Source organism: Protofrankia sp. Cas8 (assembly GCF_963555845.1).
GTDB lineage: Bacteria > Actinomycetota > Actinomycetes > Frankiales > Frankiaceae > Protofrankia.
In genome coordinates this window covers 1-18608 of the sequence record NZ_CAUVXI010000050.1, presented here as the reverse complement: position 1 = coordinate 18608, position 18608 = coordinate 1, and the positions used below count along the sequence as shown (strand labels likewise).

General features: G+C 69.1%; 21 protein-coding genes. 8 read left to right on the top strand and 13 right to left on the bottom strand.

Annotated features, from left to right (window positions below; all coding sequences use genetic code 11):
- The 5 genes from U9977_RS10165 to U9977_RS10145 form a co-directional block, all read right to left on the bottom strand.
- Positions 1–676 (bottom strand): glycerophosphodiester phosphodiesterase (locus U9977_RS10165; RefSeq protein ID WP_322748965.1); only part of this gene is annotated, 676 nt, incomplete at its 3' end.
- A gap of 53 nt (positions 677–729) precedes the next feature.
- A complete protein-coding gene (hisN, locus tag U9977_RS10160; RefSeq protein WP_416210542.1) occupies positions 730–1647 on the bottom strand; it encodes a histidinol-phosphatase in 918 nt (305 codons plus the stop codon).
- 90 nt (positions 1648–1737) lie between these two features.
- Positions 1738–2781 (bottom strand): ribosome small subunit-dependent GTPase A, encoded by a 1044-nt coding sequence (gene rsgA / locus U9977_RS10155; protein ID WP_322748964.1) that lies wholly within the window; start codon positions 2779–2781, stop codon positions 1738–1740.
- Between the two features lie 50 nt (positions 2782–2831).
- Entirely contained in the window at positions 2832–4175 is a 1344-nt protein-coding gene (aroA, locus tag U9977_RS10150) for a 3-phosphoshikimate 1-carboxyvinyltransferase (RefSeq protein ID WP_322748963.1), read from the bottom strand.
- A 132-nt stretch (positions 4176–4307) separates the two neighbouring features.
- A complete protein-coding gene (locus tag U9977_RS10145) occupies positions 4308–5147 on the bottom strand; it encodes a class I SAM-dependent methyltransferase (protein ID WP_322748962.1) in 840 nt (279 codons plus the stop codon).
- Between the two features lie 165 nt (positions 5148–5312).
- On the opposite strand from U9977_RS10145, the gene U9977_RS10140 reads away from it, so the two are divergent.
- From U9977_RS10140 to U9977_RS10125, 4 genes are all read left to right on the top strand, one after another.
- Positions 5313–6008 carry an alpha/beta family hydrolase gene (locus U9977_RS10140; RefSeq protein ID WP_322748961.1) on the top strand — a complete coding sequence of 232 codons (696 nt, stop codon included), beginning with the start codon at positions 5313–5315 and terminating at the stop codon, positions 6006–6008.
- Positions 6009–6052: 44 nt separating this feature from the next.
- Positions 6053–6910, top strand: coding sequence for a sigma-70 family RNA polymerase sigma factor (locus U9977_RS10135; protein WP_322748960.1), 858 nt, complete (start codon positions 6053–6055; stop codon positions 6908–6910).
- Positions 6907–7191, top strand: a complete 285-nt coding sequence (gene rsrA, locus U9977_RS10130) for a mycothiol system anti-sigma-R factor (RefSeq protein ID WP_322748959.1) — start codon at positions 6907–6909, stop codon at positions 7189–7191. Before U9977_RS10135 ends, rsrA begins: the two co-directional genes overlap by 4 nt.
- 66 nt (positions 7192–7257) lie before the next feature.
- A complete protein-coding gene (locus U9977_RS10125) occupies positions 7258–8208 on the top strand; it encodes a GDP-mannose 4,6-dehydratase (protein WP_322748958.1) in 951 nt (316 codons plus the stop codon).
- Between the two features lie 112 nt (positions 8209–8320).
- Here the strand turns inward: U9977_RS10125 and U9977_RS26900 are convergent, their stop codons facing one another.
- Positions 8321–8395, bottom strand: coding sequence for a 50S ribosomal protein bL37 (locus U9977_RS26900; RefSeq protein ID WP_369809780.1), 75 nt, complete (start codon positions 8393–8395; stop codon positions 8321–8323).
- A gap of 33 nt (positions 8396–8428) precedes the next feature.
- Positions 8429–9073 carry a DUF5317 family protein gene (locus U9977_RS10120; protein WP_322748957.1) on the bottom strand — a complete coding sequence of 215 codons (645 nt, stop codon included), beginning with the start codon at positions 9071–9073 and terminating at the stop codon, positions 8429–8431.
- A gap of 314 nt (positions 9074–9387) precedes the next feature.
- Here U9977_RS10120 and U9977_RS10115 point away from each other — a divergent pair, with 314 nt between their 5' ends.
- Positions 9388–9618 (top strand): biotin/lipoyl-binding carrier protein, encoded by a 231-nt coding sequence (locus U9977_RS10115; protein ID WP_322748956.1) that lies wholly within the window; start codon positions 9388–9390, stop codon positions 9616–9618.
- Between the two features lie 368 nt (positions 9619–9986).
- On the opposite strand, the gene bioB is transcribed toward U9977_RS10115, so the two are convergent.
- The 3 genes from bioB to U9977_RS10100 all read right to left on the bottom strand — a co-directional run bounded on the left by bioB (position 9987) and on the right by U9977_RS10100 (position 13203).
- Complete coding sequence (gene bioB, locus U9977_RS10110) at positions 9987–11042, bottom strand: biotin synthase BioB (protein ID WP_416210137.1); 1056 nt, start codon at positions 11040–11042, stop codon at positions 9987–9989.
- A 242-nt stretch (positions 11043–11284) separates the two neighbouring features.
- Positions 11285–12001 (bottom strand): dethiobiotin synthase, encoded by a 717-nt coding sequence (bioD, locus tag U9977_RS10105; protein WP_322748955.1) that lies wholly within the window; start codon positions 11999–12001, stop codon positions 11285–11287.
- Positions 11998–13203 carry an 8-amino-7-oxononanoate synthase gene (locus U9977_RS10100; RefSeq protein WP_322748954.1) on the bottom strand — a complete coding sequence of 402 codons (1206 nt, stop codon included), beginning with the start codon at positions 13201–13203 and terminating at the stop codon, positions 11998–12000. The genes bioD and U9977_RS10100 overlap by 4 nt, the downstream gene beginning before the upstream one ends.
- 113 nt (positions 13204–13316) lie before the next feature.
- Between U9977_RS10100 and U9977_RS10095 the strand changes: the two genes are divergently transcribed.
- Positions 13317–14789, top strand: coding sequence for a sensor histidine kinase (locus U9977_RS10095; protein ID WP_322748953.1), 1473 nt, complete (start codon positions 13317–13319; stop codon positions 14787–14789).
- A 267-nt stretch (positions 14790–15056) separates the two neighbouring features.
- On the opposite strand, the gene U9977_RS10090 is transcribed toward U9977_RS10095, so the two are convergent.
- Positions 15057–15305 carry a WhiB family transcriptional regulator gene (locus U9977_RS10090; protein WP_239310115.1) on the bottom strand — a complete coding sequence of 83 codons (249 nt, stop codon included), beginning with the start codon at positions 15303–15305 and terminating at the stop codon, positions 15057–15059.
- Positions 15306–15787: 482 nt separating this feature from the next.
- On the opposite strand from U9977_RS10090, the gene U9977_RS10085 reads away from it, so the two are divergent.
- Complete coding sequence (locus U9977_RS10085; RefSeq protein WP_322748952.1) at positions 15788–16522, top strand: glycerophosphodiester phosphodiesterase; 735 nt, start codon at positions 15788–15790, stop codon at positions 16520–16522.
- Here U9977_RS10085 and U9977_RS10080 read toward each other — a convergent pair.
- On the bottom strand, positions 16512–17555 hold the full coding sequence (locus tag U9977_RS10080) for a diacylglycerol/lipid kinase family protein (protein WP_322748951.1): 1044 nt from the start codon (positions 17553–17555) through the stop codon (positions 16512–16514). The two genes, U9977_RS10085 and U9977_RS10080, sit on opposite strands and share 11 nt — an antisense overlap.
- A gap of 122 nt (positions 17556–17677) precedes the next feature.
- On the opposite strand from U9977_RS10080, the gene U9977_RS10075 reads away from it, so the two are divergent.
- Entirely contained in the window at positions 17678–18127 is a 450-nt protein-coding gene (locus U9977_RS10075) for a hypothetical protein (protein WP_322748950.1), read from the top strand.
- 62 nt (positions 18128–18189) lie between these two features.
- Here U9977_RS10075 and U9977_RS10070 read toward each other — a convergent pair.
- Positions 18190–18608: sigma-70 family RNA polymerase sigma factor (locus U9977_RS10070; protein WP_322748949.1), on the bottom strand; the 419-nt coding region annotated here is incomplete at its 5' end.

Genomic DNA, 18608 nt, shown 5'->3' with positions numbered 1-18608 from the left:
AGTAGACCCCGTCCAAGCCGAATCCAAGAAGGCGCTTCAGGGTACGGGACGACTGGGCATGCCAGCCGAACGCAAGAAGTCCGCGAGCGTGAACCAGCCGCACCATCGCGGCGGACCAGTCGTTGGCACGTAGGTTCAGCACGGTGGCCCCGGCTGTGATCGCACCACGGGTGTAAACTTCCAGCGCCGCAGGGACTGCGGCGCTCGGGCGCGCGTCCTGGTAAGTACGGATCTCCCGGATGGATGCGGAGTTCACCAGCATTACCGTCGCGTCGGGGTCGCCACGATTGTCGAGTTCGATGATCGGCCGCCACACGCGGATTGCGTCAAGGTTCCCGCACAGCCACAGCCGTCCCGCCGCGTTCACCGCACGGGCGCTTTCGACCACAGCCCGTGCGGCCCGACCCGTGGCGGCGGGCGGGTCTTTCAGATCCAGGCTGAGTTCAAAGTCGTTGCCACAGGCTGCGTAGAGGTCAGCCAGGCGCGGGAGCCACCGCGGGAGCCTGGCCGCCGGCGTCTGGCTGATCCGGCGGCGCCGTCCAGGTGGTCCGAATACGCCGTCGTGATGCAACACCGGAACACCGTCAGCCGTCAGCCACACGTCCGACTCCAGGCCGCGCGCACCGCCCGTCAGCGCCCGGTGGAATGCCGCCAGGGTGTTCTCCCGCTGGAACACCGCGGGCGCCCCCCGGTGGGCAAAGCCGATCGGACGCCGTGCGCTACGGATCGTCAGATCGCGCGCCCGCAGGCCTCGGTCCCCGGAGCGCTCATGGACGGCTGGTTCAGGATCTCCAGCGCCCGGGTGTGCAGCCGGCTGTTGCTTGTCAGAACCGAGCCGCCGGCCGGGTCGGGGCGTCCCGTGAGATCGGTGAAGGTGCCCCCGGCCTCCTCGACGATCACTTGCAGGGCTGCCATGTCCCACAGCGACACGTCGGGCTCACAGGCCAGGTCGACAGCTCCCTCGGCGACCATCATGTGCGACCAGAAGTCGCCGAAGGCGCGGGTCCGCCACACCGTCGCCACCAGGTTCATGAAGGATTCCAACCGACCGGCCGCCGACCAGTTCTCGATGGAGGCGAACGACATGTAGGCATCGGCCAGGTCCGCCACCGCTGACACGCTCAGCGAACGGATCTCGCCGGCCACCGTTCGGGTGTACGCCCCGTGACCACGCGCAGCCCACCAGCGCCGGCCCATCGCAGGCGCGCTGGCGACGCCGACCACGACCGTCCCGTCGACCTCAAGAGCGAGCAGGGTCCCCCAGACCGGCACGCCGCGAACAAAGTTCTTGGTGCCGTCCACCGGGTCGACCACCCAGCGACGCCTGGCGTCGCCGATAAGGCCCTGTTCCTCACCCAGGACCGCGTCGCCGGGGCGGGCCTGCGCCAGCCGTTCGCGGATCATCGCCTCCACCGCGGTGTCGGCGTCGGTCACCGGGGTGGCGTCGGGCTTGGCCTCGACCAGCAGGTCCACAGCCTGGAAACGGGCCATCGTGATGGCGTCGGCGGCATCCGCGAGGGCCAGGGCCAGGGCGAGATCGTCGGTCACCGGATGATCGTCGGCAGCAGGGTTCGCCGGGTTTTCGGCGATACCGGCCGGCACGCCGCCGTAAAGGGGATCCGATTCTGTCTGTGCGGCATGGGTCACGCGGCGAGCGTACCGGGGCGGGGGTGGCCGGGCGGTGGCCGGCATGGGCGGATTTCCCGCTATGTCGTCGGGTCGGCTATGTCGGGTCGGCTATGTCGGGTCGGCCGCGGACCGGGCGGCAAGCAGCCGGCGCAGGCTCGCGAGCCGGCCTGGGTCTGCCTGTCCGTCATCGACAGCCTGGTCCAGCGCGCAGTCGGCGAGGCCCGCCTGGTGGGTGCAGCCACCCGGGCAGGCAACCGCGGCCGGTGCAAGATCGGGAAATGCGGCCAGCACCCGGTCCGCACAGACCGCGCCCAGCCCGAATGAGCGCACCCCCGGAGTGTCGACGACCCAGCCCCCACCGGGCATCGGCAGGGCGATGGCGGCGGACGAGGTGTGCCTGCCTCGTCCGGTGACCGCGTTGACCGCGCCGATTGTCCGGGCGGCATCCGGTACCACCCGGTTGACCAGCGTTGACTTGCCGACGCCGGAGTGACCGAACATGACGCAGACGCAGCCGGCGAGCAGCGCCGTCAGCGCGTCGATGCCCGCATCCGGCCGGGTGGTCACCACCGGCAGGCCGAGCGGCCCGTAGAGCTCCCGCAGCGGCGTGTCGTCGGCGAGATCGGCCTTGGTGAGGCAGAGCACCGGCTCCAGGCCACCGTCGTAGGCCGCGACCAGGCATCGGTCGATCAGCCCGGTGCGCGGTGGTGGGTCGGTGAGGGCACAGACAATGACGAGCCGGTCGGCGTTGGCGACGATCGGGCGTTCCAGGGGATCGGTGTCGTCGGGGGTGCGACGCAGCACGCTTCGGCGTTCGCTCCGCCCGACGATCCGGGCAAGGCTGCCGGGCGAACCCGAGACGTCACCGACCAGGGCGACCTCGTCGCCGACGATCACGCTGGTCCGGCGCAACGAACCGCCGCGGACACCGGCGACCAGCACGCCGGTGGATGTCGATGGGCCGGCCGGCGTCCCGGCCGCCGGTGCCTTCGCAGCCAGGTGCCCGGTGACATGGCAGGTGTAGCGACCCCGATCAACGGCGACGACCGTGGCCGTCACCGCGTCGGCATGGTCGGGACGTTCCCGGGTTCGGGGCCGTGACCCGCGCCCGGCCCGGACCCGCACGTCGTCCTCGTCAAGCTCCCGCGGCATTCACCTGCGCCGTTCCAGCCCGCGGTGGCGGACTTCATCGTTGCCGGACTTCATCGTTGCTGGACGGTCTCGTCCGGCATCCCGGTACCGGCCAGCATCTGTGCCCACAGTCGATCAAAGTGTGGCACGGTCTTGGCGGTTGTGCCGATGTCGTGGACCAGCACCCCCGGTACCACGAGCCCCACCACGGCATACGCCATGGCGAGGCGATGGTCGGCCCGCGGGTCGAGAGCGGCGCCGGACAGCGGTGCGGGGGAGATGGCCAGCCCGTCCTCGGTCACGGTGACTGCCGCACCCAGGTGGCCCAGCTCCGCCGCGAGCGCCGCGAGTCGGTCGGTTTCCTGCAACCGCAGGTGTGCGATGCCCCGCAGGCGGCTGGGCGAATCGGCGAGGACGGCGAGCGCCGCGAGCGTGGGAGCGGCCTCGCCGTAGTCGGTGAGGTCCACGTCGATGCCACGCAGGCGTTGCGGGCCGCGTACCTCGAGACCGACCGATGTCTGTGTGACGGCGCAGCCCATCGCGGTCAGCAACTCCGGGAGCAGCCGGCCGGGCTGCACGGTTGCGGCCGGCCAGTCGGCGAGGACGACGCGACCGCCGGTCGCCGCCGCCGCCGCAAGGAAGGCAGTCGCGCTGTTGATGTCGGGCTCGATGATGCGGTCGTGGGCGAGGATCCTGCCGGGTGCGACCGACCAGCGCGCCGCCACCCCCGCCTGGGTCCGGTCGACGTCAACCTCAACCGAGGCGCCGGCGGCACGCAGGTCCGCAACGGTCATCTCCAGGTACGGCCATGAGGGCAGCCGCGAGCCCACATGTCGGACGGTTACTCCATGATCATATCTGGGTGCCGCGAGCAGAAGCCCGGACACGAGCTGGCTGGACGTGGACGCGTCCACCGTCACCTCACCCCCGGTGAGGCGCCCGCGGCCATGCACGGTCAGTGGCATCCGGTTGCCGTCGATGCGTGCGCCCAGGGCCCGCAACGCATCCAGGAGAGGGTGGAGCGGACGTTCACGCATGCGCGGGTCGCCATCGAACACCAGGTCACCGTGGGCCAGTGTGGCCAGCGCCGGGGTGAACCGGGCGACCGTACCGGCGTTGCCGCAGTCGATCAGAGCACCCGGGGCAGCCCGCAGCGGGAATTCACCGTGGACGACCCAGTCGTCGCGGTCATCGAGCACGGCGACCCCGAGCGCGCGCAGCGCGGCGGCCATGAGCAGCGTGTCGCGTGATCGCAGGGGCCGACTCAGCCGGCTCGTGCCGTCTGAGATCGCTGCCAGGATCAGCGCCCTGTTGGTCGCCGACTTCGAGCCCGGCATCATCACGGTCGCGTCGACTGGTCGTTGCGCCGTTGGTGCCGGCCAGGGGTCGATAGGCACATCCGTGGTGACGGTCACCACCTCAGCATGCCGGAAACCGCCTTGATCGGGCCAGGCCCGGCCCGATCAGCCGGGGCGGTCAGCCGGGGCGGTCAGCCGGGGCGGCGGGCGCTGGCCACGGTTGGCCCGAAGCCCCGGCTAGGTTTTTTGTCAGCCGGGGCGGCGGGCACTGGCCACAAGGTGGATGCCGATCGACTCGCCCTCGCGTTCGGCGGAAAGCTCGACCTCGGTCCGGACGAGGGTGGGGAAGCAGGACACATCGGAGGCGACGGCGCGCGTCACCGCCTCGGCCGACAGCACCGTCCGTGGACGGATCCAGTCGACGTCGAGGCCCGCGCTGGTCAGTAGCGCGTGCAGTTCCTCCGGCCAGAAACAGCGGGTGATGGAGCCGTCCTCGGCGGGGACGAGCACGACATCGGCCCGGGGCACGTCCGACAGCTCTGCCCAGCGGTGTTGTTCGGCGAGACGGGCGAGCCCGAGCAGGAGCGAGTCGACGCACAGCAGCAGTCGCCCACCAGGGCGCAGCATGCGGTAGATCTCCTCCAGCGTCGTCTCGGTAGCCAGGCAGAACGACAGCGCCCGGCCCTCGGCGAGGACGGCGTCGAAGCTCGCCGGAGCGAACCAGTCCAGCGATCGGGAGTCGCCCGCGACGTGCAGGAACCTGCCCTGGCCGGACCTGGGGTCGCCCAGCTGCGCCCGGCTGCGCATGTCGACCACGCCGGGATACGAGGGGTCCAGACCCTTCGCCGAGGGGACGACTCGCACGACGTCGTGCCCGGCTGCGACCATTTGACGTGCGAACCGCGTCCGCGGGCCGGAGACGTCCAGGACCCGGATCTGTGTCGTCGGCAACCAGCTGGCCAGCTGGGTCGCGGCGACATCCTCGTAGAACGCCCAGTACGGATCATCACTGTCCGTGGGTGTCTCGTAGACGAGGGTCGTGGTTCGTCCGCGCGACTGATCTGGCTCGGCGTCGAGACGGGGCAGCATGGACTTTTCCTACCCTTCAAAGGGAGAAGATGCGAAACACGTCACACAGGTTCTCGGGAAGTCTGACAGATCTGGATGGTCAACGGTGACGTATCTGTCACGGAGGTGATCGTGGCTGGCGGGTCCCTTCCCGACATGCCTCCTCTGGAAGTTGACGGAGGGCGGGTGTTTCTGGTTCCCGCGCCACGCGGGTCGTGTGGGCTTGTTGTGCTTCTGCACGGCGCGGGCAGCGGAACCGATGTTGGTGTGTTGTCCGAACTTGCGGTGCGACTGCCGGGGATCGGGGTGAGCGTCGCCCGCCTGGAGATGCCGTACCGGATTGCCGGCCGCCGTGCTCCGGATCGTCCGGCAAGGCTGGACGCAGTGCTCCGGGCGACCCTGGACATGCTGCCCCAGCCGCGTCCCGTCGTCCTGGTGGGACGGTCGATGGGATCGCGGGTGGCGTGCCGCTGCGCCGCTTCGGTAGCGGCCGTGGGAGTGGTGGCCTTCGGCTTCCCGCTGGATCCACCCGCCGCGGACCGGCCGTCGAGGTTGCCGGAGCTACTCGGCGCCGGCGTCCCCGTCCTCGTGGTGCAGGGCGACCGGGACGCGTTCGGGATGCCGGTCCCAGCTCCGGATCGCGACATCGAGGTGCATGTCCTCGCGGGCGCTGATCACGCCATGCGGACGCGTCGCCGGGACGGCCGGACCGAAGCTGACGTGATCAATGAAGCGGCCACGGTCGGGACGGAGTGGATCCGGCGGCACACCATCGGGTGGTCGGGAATCCCGACACCCGGTCGAACGGTTATGCAAGCCGAAAGGGTCCTTCGGACCGTCGACGCGGCCGGACTACCCCCAGATCATTTCGTGTCCCGGTGATTGCGTCGTCTCCGGTTAGCCAGGGACATCCACTCGGAGGTTTGATGACTGCCCAGTTCGCGAGCGGGCCGGTGCCCAGCGTCGGCGACGCCGCGCCGACGCCAGTTGCGCAGATGCGGCCACTCGACGGCCGCACGGATGCCCAGGGCCGTTGTCCCACCGGACCGGTGGCTGGTTCCGCCGGCTGCTTTTCTGCCCGCGCGGCTGCACCCGGCGAGGTATCGTCCGTTTCAGTGGTCGGTGGCGTGCCCGTCAACCGGCGTCCCGCGGACGGTCCGAGGTACGAGGGAGTGGTCCTGGTCGACGAGACTGCCGAAGAGCGCGCCAGCCGTTTCGAGCAGGACGCCCTGCCTTTCCTTGATCAGCTGTATGCGGCGGCGCTGCGGATGACGCGGAACCCCGCCGATGCCGAGGACCTGGTGCAGGAGACCTTCGTCAAGGCCTTCGCGGCTTTTCACCAGTTTCAGGAAGGTACGAACCTCAAGGCCTGGCTCTACCGGATCCTGACGAACACGTTCATCAACACCTACCGCAAGCGGCAACGCCAGCCGCTGCAGAGCCCGACCGAGCAGGTCGAGGACTGGCAGCTGGCCGACGCGGAATCGCACACGTCCAGTGGGCTCAAGAGCGCTGAGACCGAGGCGTTGGAGCACCTGCCAGACAGCGACGTCAAGGAAGCTCTGCAGGCGCTGCCCGAGGATTTTCGGATGGCGGTGTACCTCGCGGATGTCGAGGGCTTCGCCTACAAGGAGATCGCGGAGATCATGGGTACCCCGATAGGTACCGTGATGTCCCGGTTGCACCGCGGTCGCCGTGGCCTGCGTACCTCCCTTGAGCACTATGCCCATGAGCGGGGTCTGGTTCGCGCCGGTCGTTCCGAGGTCGATGGCGGTGCATCGTGAGCTGTGGTGACCCGCACGGCGTCGACTGCCGCAAGGTGCTGGAGGCCGTCTATCTGTATCTCGACGGCGAGATTGACTTCGACCATAAGTACCTGATTCGGACGCATCTCGACGAATGCTCCCCGTGTCTTCGGCAGTTCGGCGTGGAGCACGAGGTGAAGCTTCTGATCGCCCGCCGATGCGGGGGCGAGCGCGCTCCGGACACTCTTCGAAAGAGTGTTCTGGAACGCTTGCGGGCGGCACGGGCTGACGCAGCCAGGGCCGAGTTTCGCGCCGAGTGAGTGCAGTGCCCGGCGGGGGATGGTCAGCCTACGGTGGCTCAGCGCCGACCACTAAGCTCGGGAGCCGTGCGTATTCTCGTCTCCGGCGCGGCCGGTTTCATCGGTTCCACGGTCACTGACCGTATGCTCGCCGACGGCCACGACGTCGTCGGGATCGACGACCTGTCCACTGGGCGGCTTGAGAACCTGGCGCAGGCTTCCCTTGACACCCGGTTCTCGTTTGAGAAGGTCGATGTCACCTCATCTGATCTTGATGATGTGGTGGGGCGGGTTCGCCCGCATGCGGTGTTGCACCTGGCTGCGCAGATCGATGTGCGGGTGAGCATCAGAGATCCACTTCTTGATGCCCGGTTGAACGTGCTTGGCACGATCAACATGTTGGAGGCGAGTCGAAAGGCCGGCGTCGGGAAGTTCGTCCATACGTCGTCCGGTGGTTCGATCTACGGGACGCCCCGGCATCTGCCGGTCGACGAGACCGCGCCGGTGGCTCCCGAGTCCCAGTACGCGGCCGGGAAGGCGGCTGGCGAACTGTACCTGTCGGTGTACCGAGCGACATATGGTCTGGCGACGACCGCGCTTGCGCTCGGTAACGTCTACGGGCCGCGCCAGGATCCGCACGGCGAGGCCGGCGTGGTAGCGATCTTCGGGACGGCCATGCTCGAGGGACGTCCGACCATGATTTTCGGTGATGGTGCCACCACTCGCGACTATGTCTTCGTCGGCGATGTCGCGGACGCCTTCGCTCGCTCAGCCTCGGTGGATGCGGCCAACGGCGAACGGCTCAACATCGGGACAGGTACCCAGACCGCCGTCCGGGAACTGCACAGCAGGCTCGCGGGGATCATCGGGGTGGCCGACACCCCGGAACTTGCGCCGTCGCGCCCCGGGGAGCTGGCGCGGATCGAACTCGATGTCAGCAAGGCACAACGGCTGGTCGGTTGGCGACCTCAGGTTGATCTTGATGGTGGCCTGGGTCGCACCGTCGACTGGCTGCGGCCCCGCGTCGGCACCGGCTGAGAGTGCCCGGCAACAGGGGTGCGTGCCCCGGCCCCGGTGTGTGCCCCGGCCCCGGCTTGGGGGCGGGGCACACACCGGGGCGGACGTTCGACCGCGGCCCGCCGGCGCCGGCTCAGGTGTTGGGGCGTTTGCCGTGATTGGCCTTGTGCTTGGCGCGTGCGCGCCGCTTACGCTTCTTCTTCGCCACGTCGGGTACCTCCTTTCCGCTCCGGTCATCCTGTCACGGGCGCTCGGCCGGCCGTGCCGCCGCGACGGCCGCCACCGGGTCCGGATCCGTTGGAAGAGTGGGAGAAGCTGCACCGGAGGTTATGGACCGCGTCACGCGGACACGGCGAGCCTCCAGGGTGCGGCGCGCCCGCACCGGTGCGACCGCTCCGAACAGCCCTGCGCCGGCGGCGATCAGCACGTCGCCGATGCTGACCACGGCCGGCGCGTTCGGGAATGCCAGCGGTATCACGTCCGTCGCCGGACGCAGGACCGTGGCGGTATCCCCCGGAGTGTACTGGGAGGACGCCCACACCTCGCTGACCGCGATGCCGGCGCGTTCGGCTCCCGACAGTGACACCGGCATCCGACCGCCGTTGGCGAGGACCACCACCGTGTTGAGCGTGATCCCGGCCAGCAGCAGACCAAGGCCCGGTAGTCGGGAGTTCGCCGCCGCGAAGAGCGCGACGGTCACCATGGCCGTGACCCAGGCGGCGACCTGGACGCCGGGGATGACCCGCCCGAGGACCAGCGCCGCGAACGCGGTCGCGAACATCCACGGGCGTGCCACATAGATCCGAACCAGGGCGTCCGGCGTCCCACCACGAATCAGCCCGACCGTGACGCCACCGATCAGGGCGAGTACAAGGAGAACGAACACCCTCGTAGTGTGCTTGGTCCGCGCAGCGGTGGACCGCAGGGGCGACATTCCGGCATGTCTGATTTGCCGCGCGTCGCGGTCCCGATCGGCTGGAGGACCAAAGGGCGCGCGACGATCGTCAGATCGCGCGCCCGGAGGTCATAGTCTCCGGAGCGTTGCCGGAAGATCATAACGGAGGTTGGCCACCGCCGGCTTTGGGTGGATCGGCCGTTGAACCGGGACTTTCTTTGTCGCCGTGGCGCGCAGCGGTCGCGTCCGGGTGCGCACTACGCTCACGGTGTGCGTTTGTCCGGTCGGCAGTGGGAAGGGGAACCGTGGCCGAGGAAGTTCGAGCCGAGATGGTCGCCAACGTGTGGAAGGTCGTGGTCGGTGTCGGTGACACGGTGTCGGCCGGGGACACGCTCGTGATCCTCGACTCCATGAAGATGGAGATCCCGGTGCTCAGCGAGGACGGCGGTCGGGTCGCCCGGATCGCGGTGCAGGAGGGGGACGTCGTTCAGGAAGGCGACCTGATAGCCCTCCTCGACGGCCTGTCAGCGGCCTGACCGTAGCCGCACAGGGGCTCAGCCGACGGTTGAGCCGTGTTCACTGCAACGTGCCGTCCACCCGGTCGGTGTGACCTGCACGACCAGCCGTCGACGGCAGCTCTGGCAGAAGCGTGGCGGTTCCAGCAACCGGGCCCGGTGACAGGCGTCGTGCTCTCCGTCGGAGAGCAACCGTCCGCACCGGTCGCAGAAGGCCGTTTCCGTTCCGCTGACAGTCATGCCACTGAGATTAGAGCGCCCGGCCCCGCGACGCCGCGTCCCTGTTGCCGGGCGCTCTGTGGCTTCCCGGGGCCGCCGGGCGCGCGGTGGGACCATGATTGCGCGCCCGACGGAGTCGTCGATGATGCGGTCAGTCGTCGATGATCCGGTCAGAAAGTGGCCTGCATCGACTTGATCGGCATTTTGAGGTCGGCGAGCATCGCAAGGTCCGCCTCGGCCGGGCGTCCCAATGTCGTCAGGTAGTTGCCGACGATGACGGCGTTGATGCCACCGAGCATCCCGTCGACCGCCAGGTCGCCGAGGGTGATCTCACGACCGCCGGCGTAACGCAGGATGGTGCGCGGTAGCGCGAGCCGGAACGCGGCGATCGTCCGCAGCGCGTCGGTGGCGCTGATCACAGGTAGGTCCGCGAAGGGTGTACCGGGCCGCGGATTGAGGAAGTTCAGCGGCACCTCATCGGGCTCCAGCGCGGCGAGCTGCCCGGCGAGCTCCGCCCGTTGCTCCAGCGTCTCGCCGACACCGATGATCGCGCCGCAGCACAGTTCCATACCGGCCGCTCGCACCATCTCGCAGGTCTCCCACCGTTCCTGCCAGCTGTGGGTGGTCACGACCTGGGGGAAGTGCGAACGTGCGGTCTCCAGGTTGTGGTTGTAACGGTGCACGCCCATGTCGACGAGGGCGTCAACCTGTTCCTGGGTGAGCATCCCGAGCGAACAGGCGATGTTGATGTCCACGGCGGCGTGGATCGCGGCGATGCCCGCGCGGACCTGGCTCATCAGCCGCTCATCCGGGCCGCGTACGGCCGCGACGATGCAGAACTCGCTGGCGCCGGTCTCCCTGGTCGCCTGTGCGGCCTGGACCAGCGACGGGATGTCCAGCCAGACTGCGCGGACCGGCGAGTCGAACTGCCCGGACTGGGAACAGAAGTGGCAGTCCTCGGGGCAGCCGCCGGTCTTGAGACTGACGATTCCCTCGACCTCGACCTCCGGGCCACACCAGCGCAGCCGCACCTCATGCGCGAGTGCGAGCGCCTCGCTGATCCTCTCGTCGTCGAGCTGCAGTACAGCCAGTGTCTGCTCGGCCGACAGGCCGTTACCATCCTCCAGTACCTGACTACGCGCTACCTGCAGGATGTCGGTGGAGGTACTGACGTCTTCGCCTGATTGGCGTGCGGCGGGCGGGGCGGTCGCTGACGATGGCGGCACGGTGGTCTCCCTGTGGTCCGACGTGGACCTCGACTCGTCTGACGGTGCGGAGCTTGCGGAGATATTGCGGTGCGGAGATATGGCGGTGTGGCGGTGCGCCGGGCGGCTTCACGTTCGGCCACGCTCGTTTCCCACGGTGGACGCTCGCACACCGGCGGAGGTTCACGCGCGCTCGTCGGCGATAGTTCTCAGTCGGGTCCGGTCGGTGAACAACTGCCCGACACCTGCTGTTGCCCATCGTGTCACGGAGTGTGTCTCTCTCGGAACTGTTGGGCGTTGAAGGTACCGCCCAACGCAGGTGCGAGGCACGCTCGGGCGGTGTCACGGAAGGACGCCGCATCCGCGGCGCCAGACCCGGCCGGTAGCGCTCCGGCGAGCGGGCGGGCGGCCAGCATCTCCAGGTCGCTGATGTTCGAACGGCAGGCGAGGTCCGGATCGGACGGCCAGGAACCGATGACCAGACCAGCCAGCTCCAGGCCACGGTGGGCCAGCGCCTCCAGGGACAGTGCGGTGGCGTTGAGGGTGCCGAGGTCGGCCGCACTGACCAGCAACACCGGCGCAGCCAGCGCGCGGGCGAGATCGGCCACGGTGGCGCCTTCGTCGTCGTAGCGGACCAGCAGCCCGCCCGCGCCTTCCACCAGGACGAGCCGCCGACCCCGGGCGAGCTCCGTTACCTGTCGGGCGACGTCGGCGAGTTCCACCGGAGGGCGTCGGGTGAGCCGGGCCGCCGCGGCCGGCGAGAGCGGCGCCGGGAAACGGGCGCACTCGTGCAGGTCCTCGACTCCGGACAGCTGCCGCACATGGTCGAGGTCGCCGGGCTCACCTGGGCCGACGCCGGTCTGCGCGGCCTTCACCACGGCGACGTCGATGTCCCGGTCCCGGGCCAGCGTGGCCAGCGCAGCCGTGACAACGGTCTTGCCGACACCGGTTCCGGTCCCGGTCACCACGAGCACCGTCACCCGGGCGCACCTGGAGTCAGCGCACCCGGGGCCGGTGTGCCCAGAGCGGTGGCGAAGGCGGTCGCGGCGTGGGCCAGGTCGGAGTCGGTGAGGTCGGCGCGGGCCGCGATCCGCAGCCGGCTCGTCCCCGGTGGCACGGTCGGGGGACGAAAACAGCCGACCGCCACACCGTGCGCCCGGCAGACCGCCGCCGCCTCCACCGCGCGTGCGGGTTCACCCAGGATGACCGATACCACCGCTCCGGCCGGCTGGGGCGCGGCCGTGAGCGCGGCGAGCTGGCTGGCCCGCCGTCGCACGTCGTCGGCGAGTGCGGGAGTGGCGGCCAGCAGCTCGAGCGCCGCCAGCGCGGAGCCGGCGCAGGCCGGGGCGAGTCCGGTGTCGAAAATGAACGTGCGGGCGGTGTCGATCAGATGCGCACGGACCGCTGCCGGGCCGAGCACTGCTCCACCCTGGCTGCCCAGGGCCTTGGACAGCGTCACGGTGGCCACCACATCCGGCTCGCCGGCCAGTCCGACGTCCGCGAGCGCTCCCCGGCCGCCCGGGCCGACGACGCCGAGACCGTGCGCGTCGTCGACGAGCAGCAGCGCGCCGTGGGCCCGGGCGACGGCGTGTAGCGCCGGTAGCGGCGCAAGGTCGCCATCGGCGGAGAACACCGAGTCGGTGACGACGACGGCGTTGCGCCACGGCTGCCCGGCCAGTGCCGTGTCGACGGCATCGACGTCGGTGTGCGGGACGATCACTACTCGTGCCCGGGAGAGCCGGCAGGCGTCCACCAGCGACGCATGATTGCGCTCATCGGAGACGATCAGGTCGTCCGGACCGGTCAGCGCGGTGAGAACGCCCAGGTTGGCCGCGTATCCGGTGGCGAAGACCAGCGCGGCGGCGAAGCCGGTATGGGCGGCGAGAGCGTCCTCCAGGTCACCGTGCAAGGTCGTCGTTCCGGTCACCAGCCGGCTTCCGGTGGAGCCCGCGCCCCAGGTTCGAAGCGCCCGCACCCCACCGTCGACCACGTCGGGATGACGCGACAGCCCCAGGTAGTCGTTGCCGGCCAGGTCCAGCTGGCGGGGTGGGTCGCCGGCGGCCCAGGCGGCGGGTGTGCGCGGATTCACAGTGCGCCGCAGGCCGGCCTCCTCCCGCTGCCGGGCATGGCCGGCCAGCCATGCGAGCGGGTCGTGTGCGGGGTGACCTGCGAGGGGATGCACAACGGAAGCCTATGGTCGACCGGCATGAGCTGACGAGGGATCAGGTGTTCGACGTGGCACCGATATACGGCCGGGGCTCCGGCGGTGGCACCGCGTCTGGCAGTCTGCCTTGCGTGGGAACGCTGGCGGACCTTCTGCGCGAGAGCACCGATCTCGGCGCGGATGACATCGATCATCTTCATGCCCTGGTGGCGGACTGGGCCCTACTGGCCGATCTGTCCTTCGCGGACCTGTTGCTGCTGGTTCCCAGTCGGGCCGTGGTGGCCCGTGGCGGGTCCGGTCCAGGAGCTGAGTTTCTGGTGGTCGCGCAGGTGCGGCCGACCACCGGGCCGACGGCTTATCACAACGACGAGGTCGGCAGCGTTGTGATTAACAGATGGGTGGTGCAGAACTCGTGGCGGGAACGCCGGATCGCCCGCGAGGGCGAGCCGGAGTGGGACGGCGGCGTGCCGGTCCGGACCGAGGCGATCCCGGTTCTGCACTCCGACCGGGTGATCGCGGTACTGGCGCGGGATACGAACCTGGCCACCACCCGCACACCCAGCGCCCTGGAATCAGCCTACCTGCAGTGCGCGAACAACCTGGCGCTGATGGTCGCACAAGGGGCCTTCCCGTTCCGGGGAAGTGCGGCCGAGCTGCCCGAAGCGCCCCGGGTCGGTGACGGGATGCTCCGCCTGGATGGTTCGGGAAAGGTCATCTTCGCCAGCCCGAACGCGCTGTCGGCCTACCGCCGCCTCGGATACACCGGCAACGTCACCGGTGAGGACCTGCGGTCGGTACACCGGACGCTGAGCCTGCCGGCGACCACCCCGGCCGTGTGGCACGCGATCGGTCGCCGCCGGCCGGTTGAGGTGGAACTGGCGGTCGCCAGCACGGTGGTGCTGTTGCGCGCGATCCCGCTGTTCCCAGGGGCCACCCGGGAGGTGCTCGTCCTGGTCCGCGATGTTTCCGATCTTCGGCGTCGCGAGGCGCAACTCCTCAGCAAGGACGCGACCATCCGGGAGATCCATCATCGGGTGAAGAACAACCTGCAGACGGTCGCGGCTCTGCTGCGCCTGCAGATGCGTCGGACCAAGGCGGATGAGGCACGGCTGGCGTTGCGCGAGTCGGTGCGCAGGGTGACATCGATCGCCGTGGTCCACGAGACGCTGTCGCAGAGTCTCGGTGAGTCGGTGCCCTTTGACGAGATCGCCGATCAGATCACGTCGGTCACTGTTGATCTTGCTTCGACCGGAACGCGCGCGAACACGACCCGCAAGGGATCGTTCGGCCGGTTGCCCGGCGAACTCGCCACGCCGTTGGCGCTTGTGCTTTCCGAGCTTCTGCAGAATGCTGTCGAACATGCGTTCGATGGTTCGGCCGGCACGATCGAACTCCGCGTCCACCGTGGTGTCGACCGACTGGACGTGGTGGTTGCCGATGACGGCGCGGGGTTGCCCGACGATTTCCAGCTGGAGCACTCGCCCAGGTTGGGCCTCCAGATCGTCCGCCAACTCGTGCTCGGTGAGATGCAGGGAGCGATCCGGCTCCAGGCCGGACCGGAGCGTGGTACGGAGGCCCTGTTGTCCATCCCGTTGCCACCGTGAAAATTTTTTTGAAGATCCACGTTACGAGGACCGTCGAGGTGGGTACAGCACCACCGTGCCTGGCGCCGTCCCACCCCGTTCTGGCCCCCCATGTCTTGCTGTATCGACACCTGTACAGCGGGTGTCGATAGTTCCGTTCGCAGACTGCGCGAATACGGACGGGAACGGCATCAAGGCACGCGGCAACACCCCTGGGGCCGATGCGTCACTTCCGGGCCACCTGGGACGTCGTCATGCAACTTGTGCCGGGTTGGTGGTGGTGGGTAATCAGGCGGTGCGAACTCGGGTGCGCGCAGTGCGTTTGAGTGCACGGCGTTCATCCTCGCTCAAACCGCCCCAAACCCCGGAATCTTGCCCGGTGTCAAGTGCCCAGCTCAAGCAATCACTTGTTACAGCACACCGCCTGCAGACGGCCTTTGCTTCTTCGACCTGGCGTTCAGCCGGACCGGTTGTACCGATCGGGAAGAAGAGCTCGGGATCCTCGTCACGGCAGAGCGCTCTATGGCGCCAGTCCATGCGTACAACTCCCTCTCTCGTCTCGGGCCACACTGCACGTGAGACGCTTTGCGAGCCGCTACGGTTGCGCCGCACTTCCCGACAATCATTCGGATGTCGGATCCGTGCGGATTCTCGATCTTTCGACCGCCTGCACCCTCGCGCGTGAGCCCGAGGTGTACGTGGTCCATCCACCTCGGACATTCGCCACCCTCCCACCGCAACTGCCATGCGCGCAAGAACCTGGAAGTGGCTTCGCACCCCTTCCTGCCTGCACCTGTCCCGTCGAGACACAGGTGGACCACGCCTTGCGGTTGGTCGAACGACGTTGACAGACAGACTCTCCCAGCACTGCCGACCCAGTGAACGCACATGTCCGGGGGGATCTGGAGAACATGCCGGATTGGCCTTGGCTGTCGCCGTCCACGGGTTTTGTGCTTACGCGGATCCCACCGGGAGGTCCCTGCCGATGGCGGTCATGGCCGTGATGGCATCGTTGGCTCATGCAGGTTCTTGGTCATCGCGGTAGCCGGACTCCCGGCCCGGAGAACACCGTTGAAGCAGTGGACGCCGCGTTGCGGGCCGGTGCCGATGGTATCGAAGTGGATGTACGGCGCAGCGCCGACGGCGATCTGGTGTGTGTCCATGACGCCCGGATACCGGGCCGGCTGACCGGCCGTGCTGTGATCCGTCGAACCACCCGCGAACTGAGCCATCTCGGTGTGCCCACCCTGACCGACGTCCTTGACGTCTGGAACGGCCGCGGCCGGATCATCCTCGAGGTCAAGAACCAGCCGGGTCAGCCGGACTTCGACGCCCCGCGGGAGGAGACCGCCCGGATCCTGATCGACCTTCTGCGAGCTCGCGGGTTCGGCCGGGTCTCCGGCGCCGTCCCGCAGGCCCCGGCGGCCGTGACCGTCTCGTCGTTCGACTGGTTCGCGATCGAGGCGGTGCGCGACGCCGAGATCGCCGTGAACACGGCCTTCCTGACCATGCCGCGAATGTCGGTGGCCGGCGGCATCGCCTATGTGCGGTCGGCGGGACACCAGGAGCTGCACGCTCACGTCTCGTCCGTGCTCGGTTCGGCGGCGATGCCCGAACGGGCCCGGGCGGCTGGAGTGGGTCTGGCGACGTGGACGGTTGCCTCGGTGGCCGACGCCGAGCAGTTGCGCGACGCCGGCGTGGATGCGGTGATCTGCGACGATCCAGCGGAGCTTGTCCGCACACTCAGACGATGACGCGCAGGGCCCTTGGCGTGGAGCTGACCGTCAGTTCCGTGTGCGGCCCGAGGTACTCGCCGTCCAGCTGCAACGGGATCGCCTGCGCGGCCGTCAGCGTGATCCGCGCCTGGTCGTGCAGGGCAAGAACATCGCGGCCCTGAGGTCCCCGGGAGCCGTGCAGCATCTGCAGGATGCTACGGGTTGTCGTCATCACCGTCAGTCGACGCAGGCCGACAAGGTCCAGCCCGCTGTCGAAGGACGCGTCCGGGCAGGCACGCACCGGGCGGGCGTTGAGATAGGTCCATGGCGTCGTGTTGCAGACCACGGCCGCCAGCACGTGTTCCGGTACCGGATCGGGGTGGCCCGGATCGTCCGGCAGGCTCGCGCTCCGGACATCTGCCGCTGCCTGTGCCGTCTCTGCCGTCTCTGCCGTCACCAGCTCGCCCAGCTCGCCCGTGGTGACGGTGATCGGGGGACAGCGTCGTCCGGTGTTGCGGATGAACCGGCCGAGTGCGGAGCGGAGGTAGAGCCCGGGGGTGTTGCGGCGGCCGTGTACCCGTTTGCGCTCGACCTGCTCGACGACTGCCGCGTCCAGACCGAAGCCGGCGCAGAAGGTGAACCAGCGGGACTGGCTGATGCCCGACGAACTGGTGAAGGTTGCGTGCCCGAGCCCGATCCGGCGGCTGCGACCGTCCCGGAGCGCCTCCAGAAGCTCTCCGGTCGCTTCCACCGGGGACGGCGAGTAGCCCAGTGCACGGGCGAAGACGTTGGTGCTCCCGCCGGGCACCACCGCGAGGGCGGGAGCACCGGGCGCCGGCCCCGACCGCAGGAGGCCGTTAGCGATCTCGTTGACCGTTCCGTCGCCGCCGAGCGCGACAACCAGGTCGAGGCCGTTGTCGGCGGCGCGCTCAGCGAGCTCGGCGGCGTGGCCGCGGCCCTTGGTCATGACGACGTCCACGCTGAGGTCGGCGGCAAGTGCACTGACCAGAACGTCACGAACACGCTGGGTCGTCGCCGTTGCAATGGGGTTTACGACCAACAGCGCGCGCATGATGTCCACGGTAGCCGGTGGGACTTTGCACGGTCGCTCGTAATCCTTGCGACCGGTTTGACCCCTCGTGGGACGTGACCTTCACCATGGTCCGCGCGGCCACGTACTGTCGGGGTGTGCCTGTGAGGACCGACCTGCGCCGCGATCGTCTGCGGGACGCCGTGCACACCCCACCGGCCCTGCCCGCCGCTGTGGCGCTACTCGGTGGCGAAGGACTCCTGCTCGGCGGTCTCGGCGTGTTCCTGATCGTCCGCGGATTCGGCGCGGACACCGACGACCGCGGCCGGGCGGAGCTTGGTGGTCTGTTCGCCGTCGTCGCCGCCGTGGGGCTCTGCCTGCTCGGACGGGCACTGCTGGCCAGGCGGTGGTGGGCACGCTCGCCGGTCGTCGTCGTGCAGCTGTTGTGCCTGCCTGTCGCGGTCAGCCTGCTCCAGGGCGGTCGCTATGGCGAGGGCATCCCGCTGCTCGCCGTCGCCGTCGCGATCCTGACGCTCGTCGGCCTGGCTGGCGGCTACCAACCGCGGGATCCCGGCGAACCGCGGGATCCCGGCGAACCGCGGGATCCCGCCTAACCGACCCGGAGAGCTCGGCCGGCCGGCGGCGCGAAGAACCATGATCGAGCCGCCTTTGGCCGTCAGGCGTCCTCCAGCAGGCCGCGACGGAGTTGGGCCAGGGTGCGTGCGAGCAGCCGTGAGACGTGCATCTGCGAGATCCCGAGCTCCGCGGCGATCTGCGACTGCGTCATGTTTCCGAAGAACCGCAGCAGCAGGATTCGCTTCTCCCGCGGCGGCAGCTTTTCCAACAGCGGCTTGAGCGACTCCCGGTACTCGACCCCTTCGAGGGACTCGTCCTGGACCCCGAGGGTGTCGGCTACCGCGGGGGCTTCGTCATCGCCTGAGTCCGGGGCATCCAGCGACACCGCCGAGTAGGCGTTGGCGGACTCCAGGCCCTCCAGTACCTCCTCCTCGGTCAGCTGGAGATGGGCGGCGATCTCACTCACCGTCGGCGACCGGCCGAGCGTCTGGGACAGCTCCGAGGTGGCCTTCGTCAGCG

Coding starts and splice junctions, on each gene's coding strand:
- rsgA (WP_322748964.1), bottom strand. CDS start 2,781: ATGCCGCGGGAGCTTGACGAGGACGACGTGCGGGTCCGGGCCGGGCGC.
- U9977_RS10145 (WP_322748962.1), bottom strand. CDS start 5,147: ATGCTGCCCCGTCTCGACGCCGAGCCAGATCAGTCGCGCGGACGAACC.
- U9977_RS10135 (WP_322748960.1), top strand. CDS start 6,053: ATGACTGCCCAGTTCGCGAGCGGGCCGGTGCCCAGCGTCGGCGACGCC.
- U9977_RS10090 (WP_239310115.1), bottom strand. CDS start 15,305: ATGGACTGGCGCCATAGAGCGCTCTGCCGTGACGAGGATCCCGAGCTC.
- U9977_RS10085 (WP_322748952.1), top strand. CDS start 15,788: ATGCAGGTTCTTGGTCATCGCGGTAGCCGGACTCCCGGCCCGGAGAAC.
- U9977_RS10080 (WP_322748951.1), bottom strand. CDS start 17,555: ATGCGCGCGCTGTTGGTCGTAAACCCCATTGCAACGGCGACGACCCAG.